A 22,993-nucleotide genomic window follows, 5' to 3' on the forward strand; every position below is an offset into this window, starting at 1 on the left:
TCAGCCGCCCTCCGGCCGCACCCGCGCGGTCTTGGTGGAGCGGATGTCGAGGGCGAGTTCGTCGGCCGCGGCGACCTGTCCGCGCAGCTTCACGGTGCCGTCGTGCTCGACCTCGACCACACCGCGTAGCAGTTTGGCGGTGGATTCGTGCCCGGAGGCGGCGGCCAGTTCCACCGCGCGCCGCAGTTTCGCGGTCGCGGTCGTGACGTCGCCGTTGCGGCGGGCCGCCAAACCCTCCTGGACGGCCTGGGCCAGTTCGACCTGGCCGGTGTAATGGGCGACGCGGGTGCTGATGCGGGTCGACAGGGTCGAATCGGTGGTCCAGACAGCGCGCACGAGGCCCTGGCCGAGGATCTCGGCACCGGCCAGCACGCTCAACCGCGCGGCCAGCTTCTCCCGGCCCGGTGCGGCGGGTTCCAGTTCGATCTGCACGTGGTACTCGCGTTCCTCGGCCGCCCACGACGACAGCGGGTACTCCCCCACCTGCGCGCCTGCGTCGGTCCGGCGCCCGGTCAGATCCTCGAGCACCGGCGAGACCTGCTTGACCATCCGCACCCGCGCACCGGCGGGGGTCCAGACCTTCAGGGTCAGTTCCGGGATCACGCGGGCGGCCGACGAGCGCATCATCGCGGCGAAGTCCGCGGCCAGGTCCTTCGGATCGGCGACGATATTCGCGTCACCGGAAAGTTTCGAGGCGATCTTGCGCAGTTCCTCGGCGACCCAGTCATCGCCCACACCGCGGCAGTCGCAGACGAAAAGCCCTTCGGCACGGTCGAGTTCGGTCGCGAGCTCCTGCGGGGTCTCGTGTTCGTTCTTGCCGTCGGTGAGCAGAATCGCGTGGGCTTGCGCGCCGGGGTGCGCGGCGGCGACCTGGCGGGCCAGCGCCAGCCACGATCCCATCGCGGTGCCGCCGTCGGGACGCAGCCGATCCAGTGCCCGGCGGGCCGAGCCCCGGTGCGCGCGGTCGGCGGGCGCGGACATGCTGTTATCGGTCGGGTAGATCATCCGGGCCGCTTCGGTGCCCTCGATGATGGCGAAAGCGGTGCCGTCGGGGATCTCGTCCAGGGCCGTGCGGGTGGCGTTGCGCGCGTTCTCGAACTTGCGCTTGTTCCCCATCGAGCCGGAACAGTCGATGATCAGGATCTCGAGCCGCGGCGGTGGTGCCGCGACGGCGGCGAGTTCGGGGCCGGTGGTCACCGTCAGCACCGCGTCCACCACGCTCGCGCCTTCGGCGAGAAATTCGTTCTGGTCGACGGCGATCGAGATACCGGCTGTCTCAGGGGAACTCATGACACTCCTGGTTCGTGCGATCCGGCGACGGGCACCGGAGCCAGTGCGACCGTGATGTTGTCGCTGCCCCCGCTGTTCAGGGCGAAGTCGGCGAGCGCGCGAGCGGCGGCCTGCGGCGAGGTCTCGACGGTGAAACCGGCGAGCGCGACCGCCTCCGGCAGGTAGTTCCACAGGCCGTCGCTGCACAGCAGCAGCGTGCCCGGTTCGGTGGCGAGCATGCGTTGCAGGCAGTTCGCCGACCACGGTGCTTCGCCACCGTCGGCGCCGAGCCAGCGCAGCAGGGTGTGGGCGCGCGGGTCGTTCATGGCGGCGGTCTCGTCGAGGGCGCCCGCGTCGACGAGGGCCTGGGCCCACGAATCGTCGACGCTGAGCCGGCGCGAGGCGGTGGGATCGCCCGCGGCGAGCCAGAAGGCCCTGCTGTCACCGACATTGGCGACGGTGATGTCGGTGCCGAGGTTCGTCTCGCGCACGATCGCGGAGACGTAGGTGCACGACGGCGCGTATTCGGGGGTGCGTGACATGCCGCGCACCGCCGCGGTCGCGGCCGCCAGACCGGCCATCGCGGCGTCGGAGTCGGCGCGCCCCTCGGCCAGGGCGGCCAGGGCGGCGTCGACGCCGGTGCGGGCGGCATTGCCGGAGGCCGCTTGCGGATCCTGGGAGGTGGACACGCCGTCGCTGACCACGATCACCCGGATGCCGTCGCCCTCGCGCACCGCGGCCGCGACCGCGTCTTCGTTGCGGGAGTGACTGATTCCGCGGTCGGTGAGGACATACACCGCGCCGAGGTCTTCCTCGAAGCGGTCCGGGATGGGCTTCGGGCTGCCGCATTTGACGCAGTAGCCGCCCTCGTAGCGGCGTTCACCGCAGGTCGAGCATTGCGGCACCGAGACCGGATCATGGATGGGCAGTGCGACTTTGCGCACGCCGAGTTCGCGGCCGCAGCCTTCGCAGAAGCGGTGTCCCGACTGTGCCGAGCCCGCGCAGTCGGCACAACCCGGGGCCATCACAGGGTGGTCCTCGGGCGCACCGAGTTCGCCTGGTCCACCAGGACGAATCGGGTCCACATGTCGTCGGCCTCGCGCGCCAGTGTCCGCAAGCATCGTTCCAATCCCGTCCGCACGCCCTGTTCGGTGAATTCCACGTCCAACAGCTTGCCTGGTGTGCTCGGCCGCTGTCCCGACCGGATCCAGTTCAGTGCCGCCTCGAGGACGAACATGCGCACCTGCGCGGTGCGCTTGCGCGAGTCCAGGCGCAGTTGATCGACACGCTCGCCGGTCCGGCGCAGCAGCGCTTCGTCGAGGTCGGCCGGATCACGGTGCGTCAGTAGGGTTTCGACGGCGGAGACCCTGGCCTCGGTGAACATCGAGGAGGTGCGGTCGACTTGGTCGAGGACCGCGACCGCGCCCGTGCGGTCGCCGCTGGTGCGGCGCAGCCGGGCGGCGCCGAAGGCGGCGGACAGGAAGGTGTGGTCGGTGCGCCAGACCACTTCGTAGAGCGCCAGTGCGCGGCTGAGCTCGAAGGACCCGGTGTCCGGGTTCTCGGCGCGGGCGGCATCGGCGGCGAGTTCCAGTGTGGCCGCCATGGCGAGTTTCGGGGCGGGTTCACCGGGCAACGCGTCGTAGACGGACTCGAAATCCGCTGCGGCAGCGGAATAGTCACTGGTCAGCAGGGCGGCCTGGGCTCGATACCAGACGCGGCGCCAGTCGAATTCGAGCTCGGCGTCCAAGGCGGCCAGACGGGTCAGTGCCGCGGCCGCGTCGCCCGCTTCGAGCTCGGCGCGGACCAGTCGCAGCGGGATCTCGACCGACTCGCCGGATCCGGTGACCACCGCGCGCAGTCCGGCGGTGAGGGCCTGCTCGAGTTCGGCCGGGGTCGCGGCGGCGGTGGTCGCGAGCAGGGCGGCGCCGCTGTCGCCGGGGTCGACCAGGGGGGCGGGCAGGCCGGTGATGAGGGCGGCGGGTTCGGGTGTGACGCTGTCGATGCCGAAAACAGCGCGGGCGGGCCCGAACTGGCTCGACATGCCGGGGCGTGGGATGCCGTCGCCGGTCGCCAGCACTTCGCGCAGGACACCGGTGAGCTGGTCGGCCATTTCGCTCATCGAGGCGAAACGAGCCAGTGGGTCGGGGTCGGTGGACCGCTGCAGGAATCGGTGCAGCGAATCGTGTTCGGCCAGTAGTGGTTCGGTGTCGGGGCCGGGGATCGGGCCGAGTTTGCCGTCGACGGAGGGCACTCGCATCATCAACACGGCCAGTGTGCGGCCCGCGGTGTAGATCTCGGTGGCGACCGTCGGCCCGGTCTCGGCGATCTCGGGCGCCTGGTAGCCGAGGGTGCCGTAGATGGGGCTGGTGCGGTCGTCCATCGCGATGACGGCACCGAGGTCGATCAGCTCGAGACGTTCCTCGGTCTGCATCACATTGTCGGGCTTGAAATCGCAGTAGGCCCAGCCACGAGCGTGCAGATAGCCGAGGGCGGGCAACATCTCCAGCACGTAGGCGATCGCCTGCGCGGGCGGCAGATAGCGCTGGGTTTCGGCGCGGTGGGCGCGCAGGATCTGCTTGAGCGAGGTGCCGCCGACGTAGGCCATGACGATGTAGCCGACGGGCTCGCCGTCGGCGTCGGCGTGTTCGGTGAAGTTGTGGATCTTGACGATGTTGGGGTGGTCGACCTCGGCCAGGAAGCGGCGCTCGGCCAGCGCGGCGGCCAGCGCGTCGGCGTCGCCGGTGTCGATGAGGCCCTTGAGGACCACCCAGCGCTTGTTGACGGCGCGATCGGTGGCCAGATAGATCCAGCCGAGACCGCCGTGCGCGAGAGCGCCCGCCACCTCGTACTGGCCGCCGACGAGATCGCCTGCGCGCAACCGGGGTACAAACGAGTAGCGGGTGCCACAGTGTGGGCAGAACCCGGAGGTGCGACCGGGAACACCGGCCTGGCCACGGCCGACGGGCTTGTCGCACTTGCCGCAGAAGCGGTCGGATTCGGGCACCTGGGGGTCGACGAGCACGGCCGTGGCCGGGTCGACCCGCGGGACCGGCGGAACTTCGACGAGTCCGGCGCCGAGCCTGCCGCGCGCGGCCGAACGTGCCGAGCCCGAACGGGTCCGGACCGAACGACTCGAGGTGCGGCCGCTCGCGCTGACCGTCGAAGCGGACGGGCTGTGCATCGGGCCCGTCACAGTGGCCGGAGCGGTCCCGCAGGTGTCGCAGTAGCCGTCGACGATCGTGCCGCCGCACTCGGGCTCAGCACAGGCGCCGGGCACCGGCACGGGCGGCGGTGGCGCCTGACCGTTCCCGCTGCGCGGTTGCGCTGTGGTGCGCCCCGACCGGCCGTTGCCCGCGGGACGGGCCTGCGGTACCGGTGGTGCGGTCGCGACGGGCGCGGTACCGCACAGTGCGCAGTAGCCGTCCTCGATCGTGCCGCCGCACCCCGGTTCACTACATGTCATGCTGTCCGCCCCGCTTTCTCCCCGATGATCGAACGATAATCCGCGACCGCCCGGGTGACCGCGGCCAGATCACACGGTGTGCGGGTGAGTAGACCGGCCGCGATCCGGTCGGCGGCGAGCACATCACGGTCCTCGCTCACGCCGAGCCGAGAGGCCTTGGCGCGGTAGGCCGTGAGCCTGCCGCGCAGTTCGGCGCGCCGGTCGAGCAGTCCACGCGCCAATTCGTCTCGCTGCGTGGCCCTTTCGGTGGCGCCGCCGGTGCGCACGCGCAGCGCGAGGAGGTGTTCCACCGTCGGGCGGTCGGGCGTATCGCCGAGGGTGTCGAGTTCGGCGCGCAGCCTGGTGGCCGGTTCGCCGCCGTCGGGCAGCTCGCCGGTCGCCACCTTGTGCGCGGCCTGGGTGGCGGTGTCGTCGGCGCGATGCTGGAGTTCGCCGAGATCGGCCAACCGCGCGCGCAGGGCGGCGACGGCGGCCGGGAGGTCGGCGGCAACGGCGAGATGTTCACTGTGGCGGGCGGATTCGGTGTCGATCAGCGCGGTGAGTGAGGCGAGCGCGGTGTCGATCTCGCCGGGTCCGAAGCCGAGCGGATCGGTGCCCGCGCGACGCAAGAGGGTGGCCAGTGGTTCGGTGGCCGCGTCGAGTGCGCCGCGGGCTTGTTCGACGCGCTGTTGCAGCGGGGCGAGCGCGCCGAGTACCCGCCCGTCGACCGCCGCGACCTCGTCGGCGAACGGGGCGACGAAGGCGAACGCGGCGCGCATCCGGTCCAGGCAATCGGCGATACCGACCGTGACGACGGTCTCGCTGGGACCGGTGAGTCCACGCTGCGCCAACGGAATCGGGATCCTCGCCACCTCGTGCGGGCGGCCACGCAGCAGCTCCGTGAGCCGCCCGCGTGAGCGGTCGTCGACCTTGCCGCGCCCGCCACGCGTTGTCTCGGCTTCGGCGAGGATGGCGCGCACCCGCCCCAGGTCCTCCCAGAGTTCGCCCAGTGCCTTCTCCACCGGCGCCCAGCGGCGTGCGGTCTCCCCTGTCGGCGGGTAGCGGCGCACCAGTGCCAGGCCGGGGTGGCGGTCCAGTTCCAGCAGCGTCGTGGTCACTTTCGCCAATTCCGCCGTGCGCCCGGCCAGTTCACGATCGATCTCGAGCACGCCGAGCATCGGCCAGGTCATCCGACGTACCTGGGCACCGGCGGGCCTTGCGAGGCGCCGAGGGTCGACAGGTGCTGGGAGTAGATCCGCTGCCAGGTGCCGTCGTTGCGGGTGCGGTCGAGCACACCGTTCACGAAACGCACCAGCTCGTCACTGCCGCGCGGCACACCGACCGCGTACGCGCCCGCGCCGATCGGATCGCCCACGATCTCGAGATTGTGGTCCTGGGCGACCAGACCCGCCAGGATCGGCTCGTCACCGCTGATCGCGTCGACGGTGCCCTGCTGCAGGGCGACCAGGCAGTCGGTCCAGTTGGTCACGCCGAGCACGGTCGGTGGCGTCGGCAAGGTGAACAGCGGTGCGGCCGCGGTGGTGCCCTTCGCCACGCACACCCGCTTGCCCGCGAGCCCGGCCCCGTTTCTGATTCCCGCGCCGTGGGGAGCCGCGATGCGTTGCGCCGCACGGTAATACACGCTGGAGAAGTCGACCTCACGGCGGCGTTCGCAGGTCGCCGAGAAGGTACGCACGATCATGTCGACCTTCTTCTCCTGCAGCAGCGGGATCCGGTCGGCCGCGGTGACGGAACGCAGTTCGATCTTGTCCGGGTCACCGAACAGGTCGCGCGCGATCTCCCTGGCGAGGTCGATATCGAACCCTTCGAGCCTGCCGGTCGAGGGATTGCGGAACCCGAACATGTAGGTGTTCTGATCGACGCCCACCCGTAGCCTGCCGTTGGCGACGATCGCGGCCATCGCCGATCCCATCGGCATCGCACCCGGTCGCGGCTGGGTCGTCGGCGCCAGCGTCGCTTCGGTATCGCAGGTTCCGGTGCCTTCGGCGGCCGGTGCCGAGGTGATCGCTTCGGCACCGGGCAAAGGTGGGGCCACCGCGGTGGCGGCGATGCTCGACGGTTCGGGTGCGTCGGCGCAACCCGCGACCAGCGCGAGGGCCGCGGCGAGCGCGACCAGCAGGGGACGCCTCACAGGAATTCTTTCAGTCGTGGCCAGAGGCCGGAGATCACCGCGCCTGCCGCGGCCAGCAGCAGGATGAGGGTGCCGAAGGGGCTCAGGGTCAACGATGTTCCGGCGGCGGCGACGCCGTCGCGCAGGTCGTCACGGGCCTGGGCGAGGTCGTCGCGCAGTTCCTGGTCGAGGCGGGCGAAGCTGGTAGCCGAGCTGTCGGGGCCGGTGCCGATCGCCTGGGTGACCGCGCCGGGATAGTCGGCCTTCTCGTAGGCGGTGCGCTGGGCGTTGTGGCCCGCGCTCCAGTTCGTCAGCGCGCGTTCGGCATCGGAGTCACCGCCGCCGGCCGCGGTGAGACGCCCGCGCAGGTCGTCGCTGTGGGTTTGGAAGGCCTTCTCCGTGGCGGTGATGTCGCCGCGGGTGATCAGGGCCAGGGTTTCGTCGGTGCGGGCCTGCTGGGCCAGGATGCGGGCCCCTGCCAGGTTCTCCACGCGCGCACCGGCACCGGAACTGCCGCTGTCGAGCAGTTGCGCTGCCGTCCACGTGGCGCCCGCGGTCCACAGCAGGGCCACCACGGCGGCCAGCCCCGCCATGGCCATACCGGTGTTCACCAGGCGGTTGGTCCGGCGCAGCAACATGATCGACCCGACCGCGCACACCGCCAGGACGAGCAGCAGGAGCACGATGCTCGTCCACGGCAGCGTGCCGATGCGCTGCTGGTCCTCACGCACGGCGGCGAAGCGGGCCTGGCTGAGTTGTTCGGCGTTGGGCAGCAGCGAGGTCTGCATCAGATCCGAGGCCTGGCGCAGATACGCCGACCCCACCGGGAAGCCCTGACGGTTATTGGCGCGGGCGGTCTCGACCAAACCCGTGTAGGTCGGCAGGTCGGCGGCGATCCGGGCAACGATCGCCCTGGTCTGCGCGTCGGTGGCACCGGCGGTCGCCTCCGCGAGCGCGGCGGCGGCTTCGGCGAGCGCCTGCTCGTAAGTGTCTCGTACCTGCGGTGATTCGATACCACCGGACAGGAAGGCCGTCGCCGCCCCCGCGTCGGCCGCCGAGAGCGACACATACAGACTCTGCGCGGCGAAGGCCAGCGGCTCGGTCCGATCCAGCACCTGTTCGGTGCGCACGATCTTGGCGTCGAGCTGTTGGCCCGCAGTCGATCCGGCGACCAGGCAGGCCACCGTCGTCACGACGAGGACCACCCCGATCACACCTGGTGTCGTCGCGGCGAATCGCCGCAGCCACGTCCCCGCGTCACGGATGGTCGCCGGTAGGCGAGATCCCACACCGTCCTCCTTCATCTCCCCGGGCGGTGTCTTCGATCGCGATAGTACGGGAGCAGCTGAAAGTTCGCCCGGGTGAAGAAGATCGGTCGATCGCAGGCAGCGAGAAGGCCCGCCACAGTTCGATGTGACGGGCCTTATCGGGTGCGGTGTCTACGCGCCGGCGACCTTCTCGCCGGGCTTGACGGTGGTGCCGGTCTTGCTGAACCGCAGCACGCCGTCCTCGATCGGGGCCTTGTGCATCAGCGTGCGGTCCCGGTAGTAGTTGTTGACCAGCTTCCAGGCGCCACGCGCGCCCTGGCGGGGCATGGCGTCATTGCCGCGCTGGATGTAGCCGGAGGTGAGGGCGCCACCCATGAGCGACTCGTCGGCGATGTCGTCGGGGTTGGCGTGCACCTCGAAGGTGGTGTAGCCACGGTCGCGCATGATGTTGAGCACGCGGCACAGGTAGGCGGCCGCGAGGTCGGCCTTCAAGGTCCAGGACGCGTTGGTGTAGCCGATGATCATCAGGAAGTTCGGGATATCGGAATACAGGACGCTCTTGTAGGCCACCGTCTCGTTGAACTTCACCGGAGTGCCATCGATGCTCAGCGTGATACCGCCGAGCATCTGCACGTTCAGACCGGTGGCGGTGACGATGATGTCGGCCTCGAGCACCTGACCCGACTCGGTCAGGATGCCCTTCTCGGTGAACTTCGCGATGCGGTCGGTGACGATGTCGGCCTTGCCGCTCTTGAGCACCTTGAACAGATCACCGTTGGGCACCACGCACAGCCGCTGATCCCACGGGTTGTAGCTGGGGGTGAAGTGGCGCAGGTTCACCTTCTTGCCGAGCTGCAGGCGCACCTGGGCCAGCATCAGCTTCTTCGCCAGCTCCGGGTTCGTGCGCGAGAGCTGGAAGCTGGCGCGCTGCAGCGCGATATTGCGAGCGCGGCCGATCTTGTAGGCGACGGCATCGGGCACGCGCGACTTCTTGAAACCGATCGCGACCGGGTCGTCCGACGGCAGTGCCTGAATCCAGGTGGGCGAACGCTGCAGCATGGTGACATGCGCTGCAGTGTCGGCCATCGACGGGATCAGCGTGATCGCGGTGGCACCGGAACCGATGACGACGACCTTCTTGCCCGCGTAGTCCAGATCCTCCGGCCAGTGCTGCGGGTGCACGATCTGACCCTTGAAGTCGTCCTGACCGGGGAACTCGGGCTGGTAGCCCTTGTCGTAGTTGTAGTAGCCGCTGGCGCCGACGACGAAGTTGGCGGTCCAGGTCTCGATCTCGCCGGTCGCCTCGACCACGGCCTGCACGGTCCATTCGGCGGTGGCACGGTCGAAGTCGGCGGTGACGACCTTGCGGCCGAAGGTGATGTGGTCGGTGACGCCGTATTCCTTGGCAGTGTCCTCGACGTAGTCACGGATGCTGGCGCCGTCGGCGAGCACCTTGGTGCCGATCCAGGGGCGGAATCCGAAACCGAAGGTCAGCATGTCCGAGTCGGAGCGGATGCCGGGGTACTTGAACAGGTCCCAGGTGCCACCGATGTTCTCGCGGCGCTCGAGGATCGCGTAGGTGCGTCCGGTCTGCTCGCGAGTGAGGTGACAGGCCGTGCCGATTCCGGACAGGCCAGCGCCGATGATCAGTACGTCGACATGCCGCGTCATTGAGGAAGCTCGTTTCATAGGGTCGCCGACCCGAGCACCGTCGCCCGAGCCTGCCTCAAGGTTACGTGTTTCGCATAGTTACGTCTAGTTCGGTGTGGTGGCGCCGTAGCGCGTCGTGGGTTGCGCGCACGGTGATCGGAATCCGTGACGAGGGCGGGCGCACCGGTCAGCATCGATGGGCCCCATCACTGCAACGAAAAAGGCGGACATGACCGAGCGCGGACTGTCGTTCCACTGGTTCCTTCCCACCTACGGCGACTCTCGCGGCCTGATGGCGGGCGGACACGGCAGCTTCATGTCCGGTGATCGACCTGCCACGCTGCGCTATCTCAATCAGCTCACCGCCGCCGCCGAGGACAACGGCTTCGAGGGCGTGCTCACCCCGACCGGCGCCTGGTGCGAGGACGCCTGGCTGACCACCGCCATGCTGGTACAGACCAGCGAGACGCTGAAGTTCCTGGTCGCGCTGCGCCCCGGCCTGACCAGCCCCACCCTGGCCGCACAGATGGCGGCGACCTTCCAGCGCCATTCCGCCGGGCGCCTGCTGCTCAATGTCGTCACCGGCGGCGAACAACGCGAGCAGGAGGCCTACGGCGACTTCCTGGACAAGACCCAGCGCTACGCCCGCACCGGTGAATTCCTGCACATCGTGCGAGAGCTGTGGTCGCGGACCGAACCGTTCAGCTTCACCGGTGAGCACCTGCGGGTGCAGGACGCGATCCTCAGCACCCGTCCCGACCCGATTCCGCCGGTGTTCTTCGGCGGCTCGTCGGGTCCGGCCGGACCCATCGCCGCCCGCTACGCCGACACCTACCTCACCTGGGGCGAACCGGTGGACGCCGTCGCGAAGAAGCTGGACTGGATCCGCGGACTGGCCGCGATCGAGGGCCGCACCGTCGACTTCGGCCTGCGCATCCACGTGATCAGCCGCGATACCGCCGCCGAGGCGTGGGCCGAGGCCGACCGGCTCCTCGACGGCATCTCACCGGGCGAGATCGAACGGGTGCAGGCGAACCTGGCCAAGAGCGACTCCGAGGGGCAGCGCCGGATGGCGCGACTACACAACGGGCGGACCGACGGGCTCGAGATCGCCCCGAATCTGTGGGCGGGCGTTGGCCTGGTGCGTGGCGGTGCGGGTACGGCGCTGGTCGGGTCGCACGCCGAGGTGGCCGATCGCCTCCTCGAATACGCCGCGATCGGGATCGACAGCTTCATCCTGTCCGGGTATCCGCACCTGGAGGAGGCGTACTGGTTCGGCGAGGGTGTGCTGCCGATTCTGGAGCGCAAGGGTGTGTGGACCCATCCATCGCGGCCGGTGGCGGTGCCCACGATCGCGCCCTTCACTGCCGCTGCCAGTAGCTGAATCCGCGGGGCGCGGTCTGGGGTCGCGCCCCCTCGCGAGGTCGAAGTGCCGTATGGCAGTCGCTGCACCGTTGCGCTCCCTGCCGTTTGTCGGGTATCGCGGTAGTCCAACATCTTTCGATATGGTCGTGACCTGCCACTTCTCCGAATACCGACCGGTAGGACCGAAATGCGATGACGCACACCGTGCTTCGCTGCACCGCACTCCCCCAACCGTTTTCGGCATCGTGTGCAGCCGCGGTTCCACGTGAATCACTGCAGTTAGGGGCAGGTTCGGGCCGCCATCGACAGGGTCGGAGGCGGTCGGCGATAGGCTCGGCGGCGTGACCCTCACCGTCGGCTTCGACCTGGACATGACTCTCATCGATTCACGTCCGGGTGTCGCCCTGGCGATCGACACCCTCGCGCGCGAGTTCGATCTCGCCATGGACGGCTCGCACTTCGCCGAGCACCTAGGACCGCCGCTGGCCACGCTGCTGGGCGACGCGGGCGCACCCGACGACCTGATCCCCCATCTGGTCACGCGCTACCGCGAGCTGTACCCGGACGTCATCGACCACATCGCCGCGCTACCCGGAGCCGACGACGCCCTGGCCGCCGTGCGCGCCGGCGGTGGGCGGACGCTGGTCGTCACCGGAAAATTCGAGCCGCACGCGCGACTGCACGTCGATCACCTCGGCTGGCAGATCGATCGCCTCGCCGGCGACCTGTGGTCGACCGGAAAGGCCGATGTGTTGCGCGAGGAATCGGCCCATGTCTTCGTCGGCGATCACGCGGGTGACATGCGCGGCGCCAAGGCCGCCGGTGTAGTGGCCGTCGGCGTCACGACCGGGCCCTACGACGCCGACGGACTGTGGGACGCAGGCGCGGACGTGGTCCTCGACGACCTCACCCAGTTCGCCGAGTGGTTGGCCGATCACGCATCGGTACGATAGTCCACGAAACAGCTTGTGACGCAACCCAGTTCCGGAACCCATCCGAGACCCGGCACGTTGACGGGTCATGCCGACCGACCCCTACTGGAACCACAACACGCACTACCACCCCTGGGTACTCGATCAGGTGCCCGACACTGCCCGCACGGCGTTGGATATCGGCTGCGGTGACGGATTACTCGCCCGCAAATTAGCGACCAGGTGCGACGCGGTGCTCGGGGTCGACATCGATGACCGGGTCATCGCCAACGCTCCCGCCGCACCCAACGTCCACCTCGAACACGCCGACTTCCGCGACCTCGATCAAACCTTCGACGTGGTCACCGCCGTCGCCACCCTGCACCACGTCCCCGTGCGGGACGGCATCACCGCCCTGCGCCACCTCGTCGCCCCCGGCGGCACCCTCGCGGTGGTCGGTCTCTGGAAGATGCACCCGGTCAGCGACTTCCACTATCTCCCCCTCCTGCCCGCGATCTGGGGCCTCGATCGCTGGCGACACCGATCGCTCGGCGGCCCCGATGTCACGCTGGCCGATCCACGGGAAACCCTCGCCGAAATCCGCTCCGCCGCCGCCGAACACCTCCCCGGCGCCGAGATCCGCCGCCGCCTGATGTGGCGCTACACCTTGCGGTGGCAGCGACCACGCTGAGCGAGGCCGTCACCGCGGCCACTGCCGCGCGGCCGTTTCGAAGCGGTTCGACGCTGTCCGCCGATCCGCGTGGCGTGGCGACCTCCGTAGATCCGTATTGTCCGAATCGATGCGGTGTGTCGACCCGTCCGGGTGATACAGTCCGGCAGGTTTTTCGATGGGGAGGGTCAGTCATCAACGCAGTGCCGATAGTTGTGTGGCGCACCGGGTCCGGGGGGTCGCGGTGACGACACGGGTGAAATGGGCGATCGGTGTCGGGGCGGCCGTAATGGCATTGCTCTTGGTTCTGGTCACCGGTGTCGTGGTTTCGTGGGTGCTCGCCGACGAGGATCCGTCGGAGTTCGTGTCCGAGAATTACCAGCGGGCGAAACAGTTCGATCAGGCGAACGACGGTGTCGCCTATCTCACGGCAGGCGCACCGGCGGTCGTCGCCGCGGCGATCGCGAAGAAGACCGACCCCAGGGACCGCCGCAATACCGGCGACAACCACTACCTGCGGTTCCCTCCCCGGTATTTCATCGCGGTGTCCCCGCACGCCGGCGGCTCGCTGGTGCTCGTCGACAGCTATTCCAACGGAAACCGCCGCCACCACGGGCATATCAGCGGCTACGGCTGGACCAGCGGTTCGGCGGCGGGCGACTATCGCGGCGGCGGCAGCGACAGCGGCGGCAAGTAATTCACTCGGGCGTTTTCATCTCGCCCGCACAGCACAGGAGGACACTCATGCTCGCCGACCTGGCGGCGGACGCGGGCGCCGCGCTCGCCTATTCCGCGGTGGGAATCGTGTTGATGGCCGTCGGTTTCGGCGTCGTCGACCTGCTCACTCCCGGCGACCTGCGCGCCCAGATCTGGATCGAACGCAACCGCAATGCCGCGATCCTGCTCGCCTCGAACCTGTTCGGGGTCGGGATCATCGTGGCCGTTGCCATCTGGACCTCTGAGGGCAAGATCGCCGAGGCCCTGCTGTCGAGCGCGATCTACGGGGTGATCGGACTGGCCGCGATGGCGGTGGCGTTCGTCCTGCTCGACGCGCTCACCCCCGGTGACTTCCGGGCCGTCGTCGCCGACGCGGAACCGCACCCGGCGGTGTGGGTTACGGCGTCGGCGCATGTCGCGGTCGCGCTGGTGGTGGCCGCGGGCCTGACCTGATGCCCCGGCACCGCCTGGCCAGGGCGGCGCTGCTGGCGACCGTGTTCGTGTGCGCGGCATGCGGTTTGGTGTACGAGCTGTCGCTGGTCACCCTCGGGAGCTATCTGATCGGTGACACCGCCGCCCAGGCGTCGATCACCTTGAGCGTGATGGTGTGTTCGATGGGTGTCGGCGCGCTGGTGGCCAAACCGTTGCGGTCCCGTGCCGCTGCCGCTTTCGTGGCGGTGGAGTTGGCCTTGGCCGTGGTCGGCGGGCTGTCGGTCGCTGCCCTGTACGCCAGTTACGCGTGGCTCAATATCTATACGGGCACGCTGGTGCTGGCGGCGGCGGTGATCGGCATGCTCGTGGGTGCGGAGATTCCGTTGCTGATGGAGTTGCTGCAGGACATCCGCAAGCAAGAGGCCAGTGGCGCGGTCGCCGATCTGTTCGCGGCCGACTATGTGGGTGCGCTACTGGGCGGATTGGCGTTTCCGTTCCTGCTGCTGCCGGTGTTCGGTCAGATCCGCGGCAGCCTGGTGGTCGGGGTCGTGAATGCCGTCGCCGGACTCGCGCTGGCGTTCTTCTTCTTTCGCGACAAGATGACGCGCGGCGTCCGCCACACCCTGATCGCCGCAACCGTCGCGGTCGCCTGCTGCCTCACCGGCAGCTACCTCTACGCCGATCGTTTCGAGGCGACCGCGCAGCAGGCCCTGTTCGCCCACCCGATCGTGTGGCAGACGCGCACGCCCTATCAGCAGATCGTGCTCACCGAATCGTTCTCCCCGTTCGCCACCACCGACACCCGGCTCTATCTCAACGGCGGACTCCAGTTCTCCTCGGTCGACGAGTACCGCTACCACGAGGCGCTGGTGCACCCGGTGCTGTCCGGCCCGCACCGTTCGGTGCTGGTACTCGGTGGCGGCGACGGCCTCGCGCTGCGCGAGATCCTGCGCTATCCCGATATCGCGCAGGTGACACTGGTCGAACTCGATCCGGCGATGATCGACCTCGCCCGCACCGACGACCGCCTGACCGGCCTCAACCACTATGCGTTCGACGACCCGCGGGTCGAGGTGGTCAACGCCGACGCGTTCAGCTGGTTACGCAGCGCCCCAGGTCTTTTCGACGCGGTGATCGTCGACCTGCCCGACCCCGACCAGACCTCGGTGGCCAAGCTGTACTCGCAGGAGTTCTACGCGATGACCGCCAACGTGCTGGCGCCCGGCGCGCGCATGGTCGTCCAATCGGGCTCACCTTTTTTCGCCCCGCGTTCCTTCTGGACCATCGACGCCACCCTGCGTTCCGCGGGTCTGCACACCACGCCGTACCACGTCGACGTCCCGAGCTTCGGTGACTGGGGCTTCGTGCTGGCCTCGGCCTCCGCGGCCCCGACCCCGACCCTGCGCAGCCCCGGCCCCCTGCGCTCCCTGGACGAGGCCACCCTCACCGCGGCCACCGTCTTCCCACCGGATCGGCGCCCGGTCGACCCCGAGGTCTCGACCTTGATGCACCCGGTGATTCTGGATCTGCAACGCCAAGAATGGCGTTGACCTCAGACCAGACCCGAACAGGCGAGGTGCGTGCCGCCGACGGCGAGTCCGAGGACGGCGACGGCAGCCGACAGCGCCGGGACCGGTTCGCGAACCAGCCGGGTCGCGCCGCGCCGCACTACGTCGCCGACCCGCTCGAGCTGGATCCCGAATGCCGAACGCCCGGTGACCTCATCGCCCGCCCGTCCGCGCAGTTTCCGGCGGACGACGCCGAGGAGAGTGAGGAAGAGTGCGGTGATCAACATCGTGTGCCCTTCCCGCTCAACGTGTTCCGACGGCGGTACGCGATGACTTCGCGGGCCGGTCGGGGGCGGTGACGATGCCGAAGGCGATCAAGCTGTCGGCGGTGTCGCGGATGGTGTCCTCGATCGGGCGCATGGTCCAGCCCAGTTCGCGCCTGGCCTTGTCGGCGGTGACGTGTTCGGTGCGGCCGAGCACCGGCACGGTCAAGCGGACACCTTTGTCGAAGACCGCGACGAGGCGAATCACCCAGTTCGGCAGGACCCGGGTGGGGACACGGAAGCCCTCGGCGGCGTAGTCGCGGGCGAGCAGGCGGGCCAGCTCCCCCATCCACAGCGAGTCGGTCGCGCAGATGTATCGATTGCCCGCCGCCTCGGGAACTTCCATCGCCAGCCGATGTGCGACTGCGAGGTCGCGCACGTCGACGGGGGTCCAGCCGGTGTTCACCGAACCAGGGACGTCGCGGGCCAGCAGGCGGCGGATCGGTTCGTGGGAGGTGCTGGTCCTGGCTTCGAGCAGCGGGCCGAGGATCATGCCGGGGTTGACCACCACCAGTTCGAGAGCGGTGGTGGCGGGCAGGGATTCGACGAACTCCCAGGCCGCCCGTTCGGCAAGGGTCTTGCTCTTCTGATAGGCGGGGATGCGGTCGACCACCGACCAGTCGTCCTCGGTCCGCACCGCGTCCACGTCATGGCCGTAGGCGACGGCGGCGACCGAGGACGTGAGTACGACGCGGCGGACACCGGCGGCCGCGGCGGCGCGCAGCACGCGCAGAGTGCCCTGGACCGCGGGTTCGATGAGGTCTCGCTCGTCGTCGGGTGGGGTGGCGGGGAACGGAGATGCGACGTGCAGCACGGTGTCGCAACCCGCGACCGCGGCGGCCCAGCCCGCGTCGTCGTCGAGGGAGGCCGCGACGAATTCCAGATCACCACCGGTGCGGCGGGCGAGTTCGGTGAGGTGGGCGCGTCTGGTGTGCGCGGCGAGATCGCGCACGGTGGCGCGGACGGCGTAGCCGTGCTCGAGGAGTTCGGCGATGCAGTGGCTGGCGACGAAACCTGTCGCGCCGGTGACGAGTACCCGAGTGGTCATGGTGGTCATCCATTCCGTCGATTCGGTGGAGCACGCATCTAAGCGATGCTCAATTAATCTAAACACCGCATAGATTTCCTGTCCAGTGCCAATTCCGCCCGGGATCTCGCCTACGCTCTTGATGGTGAAGCGCACCAGTTACCACCACGGCGATCTGCGCGCCACGCTGATGGCCGCCTGCCTGCGCCTGATCGAGAGCGAGGGCCTGGCCGCGGTGAGCCTGCGCCGCGTCGCCAGAGAGGCCGGGGTCAGCAGTGGCGCGCCCTATCACCATTTCGCCGACCGCGCCGCGCTGCTCTCGGCACTGTCGATCGACGGCTTCCAGCAGCTGGCCGCCTACCTGGTCACCGCGCGGGCGGCCGCGGCAGATCCGCTGGCAGCACTCACCGAACTCGGCGATGCCTACGTGCGGTTCTCCCGTGATCACCCCGCCCAGTTCCGGCTCATGTTCCGGCCCGAGCTGTCCCAGCCGGAAAAACACCCCGACGCCCACGTCGCCGGTGACGCCGCCTTCAACGTCCTGGCCGACACGGTCGCCGAATGCGTCGCCGTCGGCGCCCTGCCCGCCGACCGCGCCGAAACCCTCGCCGTCGCCTGGTGGGGGCTGGCCCACGGGCTGGCGTCGCTGTGGCTCGACGGGCATCTCGAAAAGCGCAGCGAGCAAATGGGCACCCACGCGCCCGAGCTCGTCGACACGATCATGCGCACATTCACCACGCTGATCACGCCGGGTTCGTCCACCGCCTGACGCGCCGCCGATATTCCGCCGACCCGGCGTGCGCACTCACCTACAGTGGGTACCACCGTGTTTGTCGTTGCGTAGCCGTTTCGAGCAGGAGGCCCGATGTCTGGCACCGCGAAACTCGATCCCGTGGTCGAGGCGTTCGTCGACGCGCTCAACGCGCAGGACACCGACCAGTTCTACGGTGTGCTCACCGAGGACGCGACAATGTCCGATGATGGTGTCGAACGCAATCTCGCACAATGGACAGAGGCCGAGATCTTCAGCAGCAACGGGCATCTCGTCGTGGACACGGTCGACTCCGACGACGGCCTCGCACTCACCGCCGACTACACCAACAGCCGGTGGGGTTCGATGCGAACCACCTGGCAGTTCGTCCTGCGCGACGGACTGATCAGCCGATTCGAAACAGGGCAGGCGTGAGCGACGATCTCCTACTGGCACCGCGTTACGGCACAGCCGCACTCTCCGATCTGCTCCCGTCGGTACTGACCTGCCTCGGCGTACCCGGCGACACCGACCGGCTCGGCCTCGATCTCGATGTCGACCGGGTCTGCGTGCTGCTCGTCGACGGACTCGGCGCGCAAGCCCTTGCCGCCGAATCCGCTGCCGCGCCGTTCCTGACGAGCCTGCCCGACGCAGCCCTCGATGCCGGCTTCCCGAGCACCACGGCGACGAGCCTGACCACCCTCGGCACCGGACTGCCGTCGGGCCAGCACGGCATCGTCGGCTACACCATGCGGCTGCCCGGCGAAGAACGCCTCTTCAATTCGCTCCGGTGGCAACTCACCGGCGCGGGCCCCACAGTGGACGCGCTCACCGCCTTCCCGCCCGACCGGATTCAGCCGCACCGCACCATCTTCGAGCGCGCCACCGACGCGGGCATCGCCGCCGTGCAAGTGGCGCCGAGCTACCAGGACGGCTCCGGCCTGACCCTGGCCGGGTGGCGCGGCGGCGGATTCCGCACCGCCTATTCGGTCGGCGATCTCGTCGACGGCGTGCTGACGGCCCTCACCTCCGCACCGAAAACCCTTGTCTACACCTATCATTCAGAACTCGACACCACCGGCCACGCTCGCGGGCCCGCCAGCAGGGCGTGGCGGTTCGAGCTCGCCAATGTCGACCGGATCGCCGCCGAGATCGCGGCGCGTCTGCCCGCTCGCTCGGCGCTCATCGTCACCGCCGATCACGGCATGGTCGAACTCGCCGAGCGCATCGACTTCGACACCCACCCGCACCTGTCCGAGAACGTCCTGGCACTGGGCGGTGAGCCACGCGCCCGCCACGTCTACACCGACGAGGGCGCTGCGGTCGCCGACACCTGGCGAGGCGTGCTCGGGAGCGGGTTCCTGATCCGCACCCGCGAAGAGGCGATCGACGCGGGCTGGTTCGGCCCGACCCTCGCCCGCGAGGCCGCCGCACGCATCGGCGATCTCGTCGTGATCGCGGGTGGCGACGGCGGTGTGGTGCGCTCCGGCGCCGAACCGCTGCAATCGCTGATGGTCGGCCATCACGGGTCGCTCACCCCCGCTGAACTGCGGGTTCCCCTGCGGATCCACCGCGCGTGAGCACCACCGCCTAAGCTATCACCGACGCGCAGGTGCGCGCAGCGAACCATTCCAGGAGGAATCATGCACGCCAACACCCGTACCGGCGCCGTCGCGGTGGGCGTCGCGGTGCTGGCGGCACTGGCCACCGGCTGTACCGAGGTCGAGCGAGTGCTCAACCAGGGTGGCGAGACGAGCTGCCGCGACTATGTCAACCAGGACGCCGACACCAAGCGGATCACCATCACCAAGGCGATCAAGCAGCAGACCGGCAACGACAACGAACCGGCCGGCACCGTGGTCGACTCGATGATCGTGCAGGTCGACCTGTTGTGCGCGACCCAGCGCAATGTCGACACCCCGATCAAGAACGCCGATATCGCCGGGATCTTCCTGAACAAGTAGCCGCCGTCAAGGCGACGCGACAGGTCGGCGACCGGTGACCTGATCGTCCTCGGCACAAACGTTCCCATGGTGGTGGCACAGCTGGTAGACAGTAAGCGCCACACCGGTTCTCGTCGCGGAAACGGTGCGTCACCGACGAGCAGGGAGTGAACGTGGGCGAGGACGCAGGAAGGCCCCAACACCACCCGATCGCCGCACCGCACCGGCCGGAACAGCTCTCGGACTACCGAGTCGAGCTCGAGAAGCAGTGGAACCGCCTGGCGGCACCCTCGCGCCCGTTGACGCTGCCCCGCGACACCGGCGCCGTGCGCAACGATGTCGCCAAATCCTGGCAGCGCTCCCTGCACACTGTCGACCCCGCCACCGAAGTCGCTCCCGGATTCAACGACATCAGCGACCGCTGGTCGGAATCCCCGCTGCGCAGGCCCGTCACCGAACTCGCGGGCCAGCTGCGCGGAATGGCCGAGGAATCGGGCTATCTCGCTGTCGTCAGTGACGAATCGGGCACCATCTTGTGGACCGCGGGTGATCGCGCGCTGCGCCGCCAAGGGGAAGCGGTGAACTTCGCGCCGGGCGGGGTGTGGGACGAAAGCCATATGGGCACCAACGGGTTGTCCCTGGCCCTGCACGACGACAAGGCCGTCACCGTGTTCTCCGCCGAGCATCTCGTCGCCGCGCTACACGGCTGGGTCTGCTACTCCGCACCCATCCACGGCCCCGACGGCCGAACGGTCGGTGTGCTCGACCTGTCCTCGACCTGGGAACGCTCGCATCCGATGGTGATGACCTCGGTGCGCGCGCTGGTCACCGCCGTGGAGACGATGCTGCGCGCCGAAGCGCCCACGCCCGCGCCGGGTGTGCGGCTCGAATGCCTCGGCGCGGCAAGGCTTTTGCGCGACGGACGACCGGTGCCGCTGCCGCCACGCCAACTCGAGATCCTGGCCCTGCTGGCGCTCGAGCCCGACGGGTACACCCCCGAACAGCTGCACGCCGCGGTCTACGGCGAGCGGTCGGTGTCGCTGAACACGCTCAAAGCCGATGTGTCGCACCTGCGCCGCGCCACTCGCGGCGAGATCACGAACCGGCGCTACATGCTCACCTGCGAGGTGTCCTGCGACGCGGTGGACCTGCTGGCCGCCATCGAGGGCGGTGACCTCACCTCGGCGCTGTGGCTGTATCGCGGTCCGCTGCTGCCCGGTTCGGATCTGCCCGGCGTGGAACAGTGGCGCGCCCATCTCGACGTCGGCATCCGCAACGCGGTGCTCGGCAGCGACCGCCCCGAACACGCGGTCGCGTTCGGGCAGCGGTGCCCCGGCGATGTCGCCGTGCACGAGCACGCCCTGCGGCTACTGCCTCGCGACGATGTCCGACGCGCCGTCGTTACAGCCAGACTGTTCACCGCACGCCAGTCCTGACCTGCGCAAACGCCGTCACCAACCTCGTACCAACCTTCTCCGACAATAGTGTGGATCACCACGGGAGAGGTCGCGAGGAGCGAGGCGCATGATCTACGGCAAACCCGGATCGGATACCGGCATAGTCAGCTATGCCGCCCGATACGACAACTTCATCGGAGGTGACTGGTCTCCCCCTGTCGAAGGCCGCTATTTCGACAACACCTCACCGGTCGACGGTGAGACATTCTGCGCGGTGGCCCGTTCCACCGCCGCCGATATCGATATGGCGCTCGAAGCCGCGCACCGCGCCACCGAGCGCTGGGCCGCGACCTCGGTCACCGAGCGGTCCGACATCCTGCTCAAGATCGCCGACCGGATCGAGAACAGTCTCGAACCATTGGCGGTGGCCGAGACCTGGGACAACGGCAAACCGGTCCGCGAAACCCTGGCGGCCGACCTCCCCCTCGCCATCGATCACTTCCGCTACTTCGCGGGTGTGCTTCGCGCCCAGGAAGGCTCGCTGTCCCAGATCGACGCCGATACCGTCGCCTATCACTTCCACGAACCGCTCGGGGTGGTCGGGCAGATCATTCCGTGGAACTTCCCGATCCTGATGGCCGCCTGGAAACTCGCGCCCGCGCTGGCGGCGGGCAACTGCGTGGTGATCAAACCGGCCGAACAGACACCGGCCTCACTGCTGCTCGTCGTCGAACTCATCGCGGATCTGCTGCCCGACGGAGTTCTCAACGTGGTCAACGGTTTCGGCGCCGAGGCGGGCAAGCCACTGGCGCAGAGCCCGCGGGTGGCCAAGATCGCCTTCACCGGTGAGACCACCACCGGGCGGCTGATCATGCAGTATGCCAGCGAGAACATCATCCCGGTGACCCTCGAACTCGGCGGCAAGAGCCCCAACATCTTCCTGCCCGATGTGCTGGCCGCCGACGACGACTACCTCGACAAGTGCGTCGAGGGGTTCGTCATGTTCGCCCTGAACCAGGGCGAGGTGTGCACGTGTCCGTCACGGGCGCTGATCCACTCGTCGATCTACGACGAATTCCTCGCCCGAGCCATCGCCCGCACCGAGGCCATCGTGTCCGGTCATCCACTCGACACCGAGACGATGATCGGCGCGCAGGCCGGCAACGACCAGTACGAGAAGATTCTGTCCTATTTCGACATCGGCAGGGCCGAAGGCGCCCGCGTGCTCACTGGAGGGGAAGCACGCAAGGTCGACGGCCTGCCGGGTGGGTACTACATCGAACCCACCGTCTTCGAGGGTGACAACACGATGCGGATCTTCCAGGAGGAGATCTTCGGCCCGGTCGTCGCGGTGACCCGCTTCGATACCGTCGACGAAGCGATCCGCATCGCCAACGACACTCTCTACGGTCTCGGTGCGGGCGTGTGGACCCGCGATCTGAACAACGCCCATCGACTCGGCCGCGGTATCAAAGCGGGCCGGGTCTGGACCAACTGCTATCACGCCTACCCCGCCCACGCCGCGTTCGGCGGCTACAAGAAGTCGGGATTCGGCCGGGAGAACCACGCGATGATGCTCGGGCACTACCAGCAGACCAAGAATCTGCTGGTCAGCTATTCGACAACGAAACTCGGGATGTTCTGATGCAGAATCGAATCCACCGTGTGGAGATCACCGAGCGCGCCCAGACCCTGCTCCGCCGGCTCATCGAGGACAACGGCCCCGTCCTGTTCCGCCAGGCGGGCGATTGCTGCGACGACGACAGCGCACCGGTGTGCCTGTCGGCCAAGCAGTTCCCGATCGAGAAGGCCGATATCCTGCTCGGGCGACTCAGCTGGCACACCGAATTCTGGATCAGCGCCAAACAATTCGAATGCTGGAAAGATACGCACCTCACCGTCGATGTGGCGCGCGGTGAGGCCGCCGCGGACTCGCTGGAGGCCGGCCAGGGCATGCGCTTCGTGTTGCGCGCCAGGCTGCTGACCGAGGCGGAGAACGCGGCACTGGCGGCCGCGCCGCCACCACGAACGGGCGCCGACCGCACGCTGTAGCGGCGCCACCGAAAACCTGACCTGGCAGCATCTTTCCCGGGGCCGGCAGGTCACGGCGAGCCCCCGCCGACTGGGCCATCGCGGCTCAGCCGGCGGGGTGAGCTCGCCGTTTTCCGTGCGGGCCCCTATATAGCAAA

At 68.7% G+C, this 22,993-nt stretch carries 22 protein-coding genes; 13 read left to right on the forward strand and 9 right to left on the reverse strand.

Translation table 11 applies throughout. The features are described 5' to 3' along the window. The 7 genes from ACFWPX_RS04455 to ACFWPX_RS04485 all read right to left on the reverse strand — a co-directional run bounded on the left by ACFWPX_RS04455 (position 1) and on the right by ACFWPX_RS04485 (position 9,781). On the reverse strand, positions 1–1,290 hold the full coding sequence (locus ACFWPX_RS04455) for a VWA domain-containing protein (protein ID WP_378914270.1): 1,290 nt from the start codon (positions 1,288–1,290) through the stop codon (positions 1–3). After that, complete coding sequence (locus ACFWPX_RS04460) at positions 1,287–2,294, reverse strand: PP2C family protein-serine/threonine phosphatase (protein WP_378926145.1); 1,008 nt, start codon at positions 2,292–2,294, stop codon at positions 1,287–1,289. The genes ACFWPX_RS04455 and ACFWPX_RS04460 overlap by 4 nt, the downstream gene beginning before the upstream one ends. After that, a complete protein-coding gene (locus tag ACFWPX_RS04465; RefSeq protein WP_378925993.1) occupies positions 2,294–4,732 on the reverse strand; it encodes a tetratricopeptide repeat protein in 2,439 nt (812 codons plus the stop codon). The genes ACFWPX_RS04460 and ACFWPX_RS04465 overlap by 1 nt, the downstream gene beginning before the upstream one ends. Then, positions 4,729–5,901 (reverse strand): hypothetical protein, encoded by a 1,173-nt coding sequence (locus ACFWPX_RS04470; protein ID WP_378925995.1) that lies wholly within the window; start codon positions 5,899–5,901, stop codon positions 4,729–4,731. Before ACFWPX_RS04470 ends, ACFWPX_RS04465 begins: the two co-directional genes overlap by 4 nt. Beyond that, positions 5,898–6,869, reverse strand: coding sequence for a glutamate ABC transporter substrate-binding protein (locus ACFWPX_RS04475; RefSeq protein WP_378926147.1), 972 nt, complete (start codon positions 6,867–6,869; stop codon positions 5,898–5,900). Before ACFWPX_RS04475 ends, ACFWPX_RS04470 begins: the two co-directional genes overlap by 4 nt. Continuing rightward, positions 6,860–8,131, reverse strand: a complete 1,272-nt coding sequence (locus ACFWPX_RS04480) for a hypothetical protein (protein WP_378925997.1) — start codon at positions 8,129–8,131, stop codon at positions 6,860–6,862. The genes ACFWPX_RS04475 and ACFWPX_RS04480 overlap by 10 nt, the downstream gene beginning before the upstream one ends. 150 nt (positions 8,132–8,281) lie before the next feature. Further along, positions 8,282–9,781 (reverse strand): flavin-containing monooxygenase, encoded by a 1,500-nt coding sequence (locus ACFWPX_RS04485; protein WP_378914275.1) that lies wholly within the window; start codon positions 9,779–9,781, stop codon positions 8,282–8,284. A 208-nt stretch (positions 9,782–9,989) separates the two neighbouring features. On the opposite strand from ACFWPX_RS04485, the gene ACFWPX_RS04490 reads away from it, so the two are divergent. The 6 genes from ACFWPX_RS04490 to ACFWPX_RS04515 all read left to right on the forward strand — a co-directional run bounded on the left by ACFWPX_RS04490 (position 9,990) and on the right by ACFWPX_RS04515 (position 15,405). Beyond that, positions 9,990–11,144 carry an LLM class flavin-dependent oxidoreductase gene (locus ACFWPX_RS04490; protein ID WP_378926000.1) on the forward strand — a complete coding sequence of 385 codons (1,155 nt, stop codon included), beginning with the start codon at positions 9,990–9,992 and terminating at the stop codon, positions 11,142–11,144. A gap of 322 nt (positions 11,145–11,466) precedes the next feature. After that, positions 11,467–12,078, forward strand: a complete 612-nt coding sequence (locus ACFWPX_RS04495) for an HAD family hydrolase (RefSeq protein WP_378926002.1) — start codon at positions 11,467–11,469, stop codon at positions 12,076–12,078. A 67-nt stretch (positions 12,079–12,145) separates the two neighbouring features. Beyond that, positions 12,146–12,727 (forward strand): class I SAM-dependent methyltransferase, encoded by a 582-nt coding sequence (locus ACFWPX_RS04500; RefSeq protein WP_378914278.1) that lies wholly within the window; start codon positions 12,146–12,148, stop codon positions 12,725–12,727. Positions 12,728–12,995: 268 nt separating this feature from the next. Further along, the gene (locus ACFWPX_RS04505; protein ID WP_378926005.1) at positions 12,996–13,403 is read left to right on the forward strand and encodes a DUF4247 domain-containing protein; all 408 of its coding nucleotides are present in this window, start codon (positions 12,996–12,998) and stop codon (positions 13,401–13,403) included. Between the two features lie 47 nt (positions 13,404–13,450). Then, on the forward strand, positions 13,451–13,876 hold the full coding sequence (locus tag ACFWPX_RS04510; RefSeq protein ID WP_378914280.1) for a DUF350 domain-containing protein: 426 nt from the start codon (positions 13,451–13,453) through the stop codon (positions 13,874–13,876). Beyond that, positions 13,876–15,405 carry a polyamine aminopropyltransferase gene (locus ACFWPX_RS04515; RefSeq protein WP_378926007.1) on the forward strand — a complete coding sequence of 510 codons (1,530 nt, stop codon included), beginning with the start codon at positions 13,876–13,878 and terminating at the stop codon, positions 15,403–15,405. The genes ACFWPX_RS04510 and ACFWPX_RS04515 overlap by 1 nt, the downstream gene beginning before the upstream one ends. A 2-nt stretch (positions 15,406–15,407) precedes the next feature. Here the strand turns inward: ACFWPX_RS04515 and ACFWPX_RS04520 are convergent, their stop codons facing one another. After that, a complete protein-coding gene (locus tag ACFWPX_RS04520; protein ID WP_378926009.1) occupies positions 15,408–15,650 on the reverse strand; it encodes a hypothetical protein in 243 nt (80 codons plus the stop codon). A gap of 16 nt (positions 15,651–15,666) precedes the next feature. Then, complete coding sequence (locus ACFWPX_RS04525; protein WP_378926011.1) at positions 15,667–16,734, reverse strand: NAD-dependent epimerase/dehydratase family protein; 1,068 nt, start codon at positions 16,732–16,734, stop codon at positions 15,667–15,669. Between the two features lie 121 nt (positions 16,735–16,855). Here ACFWPX_RS04525 and ACFWPX_RS04530 point away from each other — a divergent pair, with 121 nt between their 5' ends. The 7 genes from ACFWPX_RS04530 to ACFWPX_RS04560 all read left to right on the forward strand — a co-directional run bounded on the left by ACFWPX_RS04530 (position 16,856) and on the right by ACFWPX_RS04560 (position 22,856). Continuing rightward, on the forward strand, positions 16,856–17,482 hold the full coding sequence (locus tag ACFWPX_RS04530; RefSeq protein ID WP_378914284.1) for a TetR/AcrR family transcriptional regulator: 627 nt from the start codon (positions 16,856–16,858) through the stop codon (positions 17,480–17,482). Between the two features lie 96 nt (positions 17,483–17,578). Next, entirely contained in the window at positions 17,579–17,899 is a 321-nt protein-coding gene (locus ACFWPX_RS04535; RefSeq protein ID WP_301900910.1) for a nuclear transport factor 2 family protein, read from the forward strand. Beyond that, a complete protein-coding gene (locus tag ACFWPX_RS04540) occupies positions 17,896–19,044 on the forward strand; it encodes an alkaline phosphatase family protein (protein ID WP_378926015.1) in 1,149 nt (382 codons plus the stop codon). The genes ACFWPX_RS04535 and ACFWPX_RS04540 overlap by 4 nt, the downstream gene beginning before the upstream one ends. Positions 19,045–19,107: 63 nt before the next feature. Then, on the forward strand, positions 19,108–19,428 hold the full coding sequence (locus ACFWPX_RS04545; RefSeq protein ID WP_378926018.1) for a hypothetical protein: 321 nt from the start codon (positions 19,108–19,110) through the stop codon (positions 19,426–19,428). 152 nt (positions 19,429–19,580) lie between these two features. Next, a complete protein-coding gene (locus tag ACFWPX_RS04550; protein ID WP_378926020.1) occupies positions 19,581–20,843 on the forward strand; it encodes a transcriptional regulator in 1,263 nt (420 codons plus the stop codon). A gap of 88 nt (positions 20,844–20,931) precedes the next feature. Next, positions 20,932–22,449, forward strand: coding sequence for an aldehyde dehydrogenase family protein (locus ACFWPX_RS04555; protein ID WP_378926022.1), 1,518 nt, complete (start codon positions 20,932–20,934; stop codon positions 22,447–22,449). Next, positions 22,449–22,856, forward strand: a complete 408-nt coding sequence (locus tag ACFWPX_RS04560) for a DUF779 domain-containing protein (RefSeq protein ID WP_378914290.1) — start codon at positions 22,449–22,451, stop codon at positions 22,854–22,856. The genes ACFWPX_RS04555 and ACFWPX_RS04560 overlap by 1 nt, the downstream gene beginning before the upstream one ends. The last annotated feature ends 137 nt before the right edge of the window (positions 22,857–22,993 follow it).

The organism is Nocardia sp. NPDC058518, from assembly GCF_042719655.1.
Classification (GTDB): domain Bacteria; phylum Actinomycetota; class Actinomycetes; order Mycobacteriales; family Mycobacteriaceae; genus Nocardia.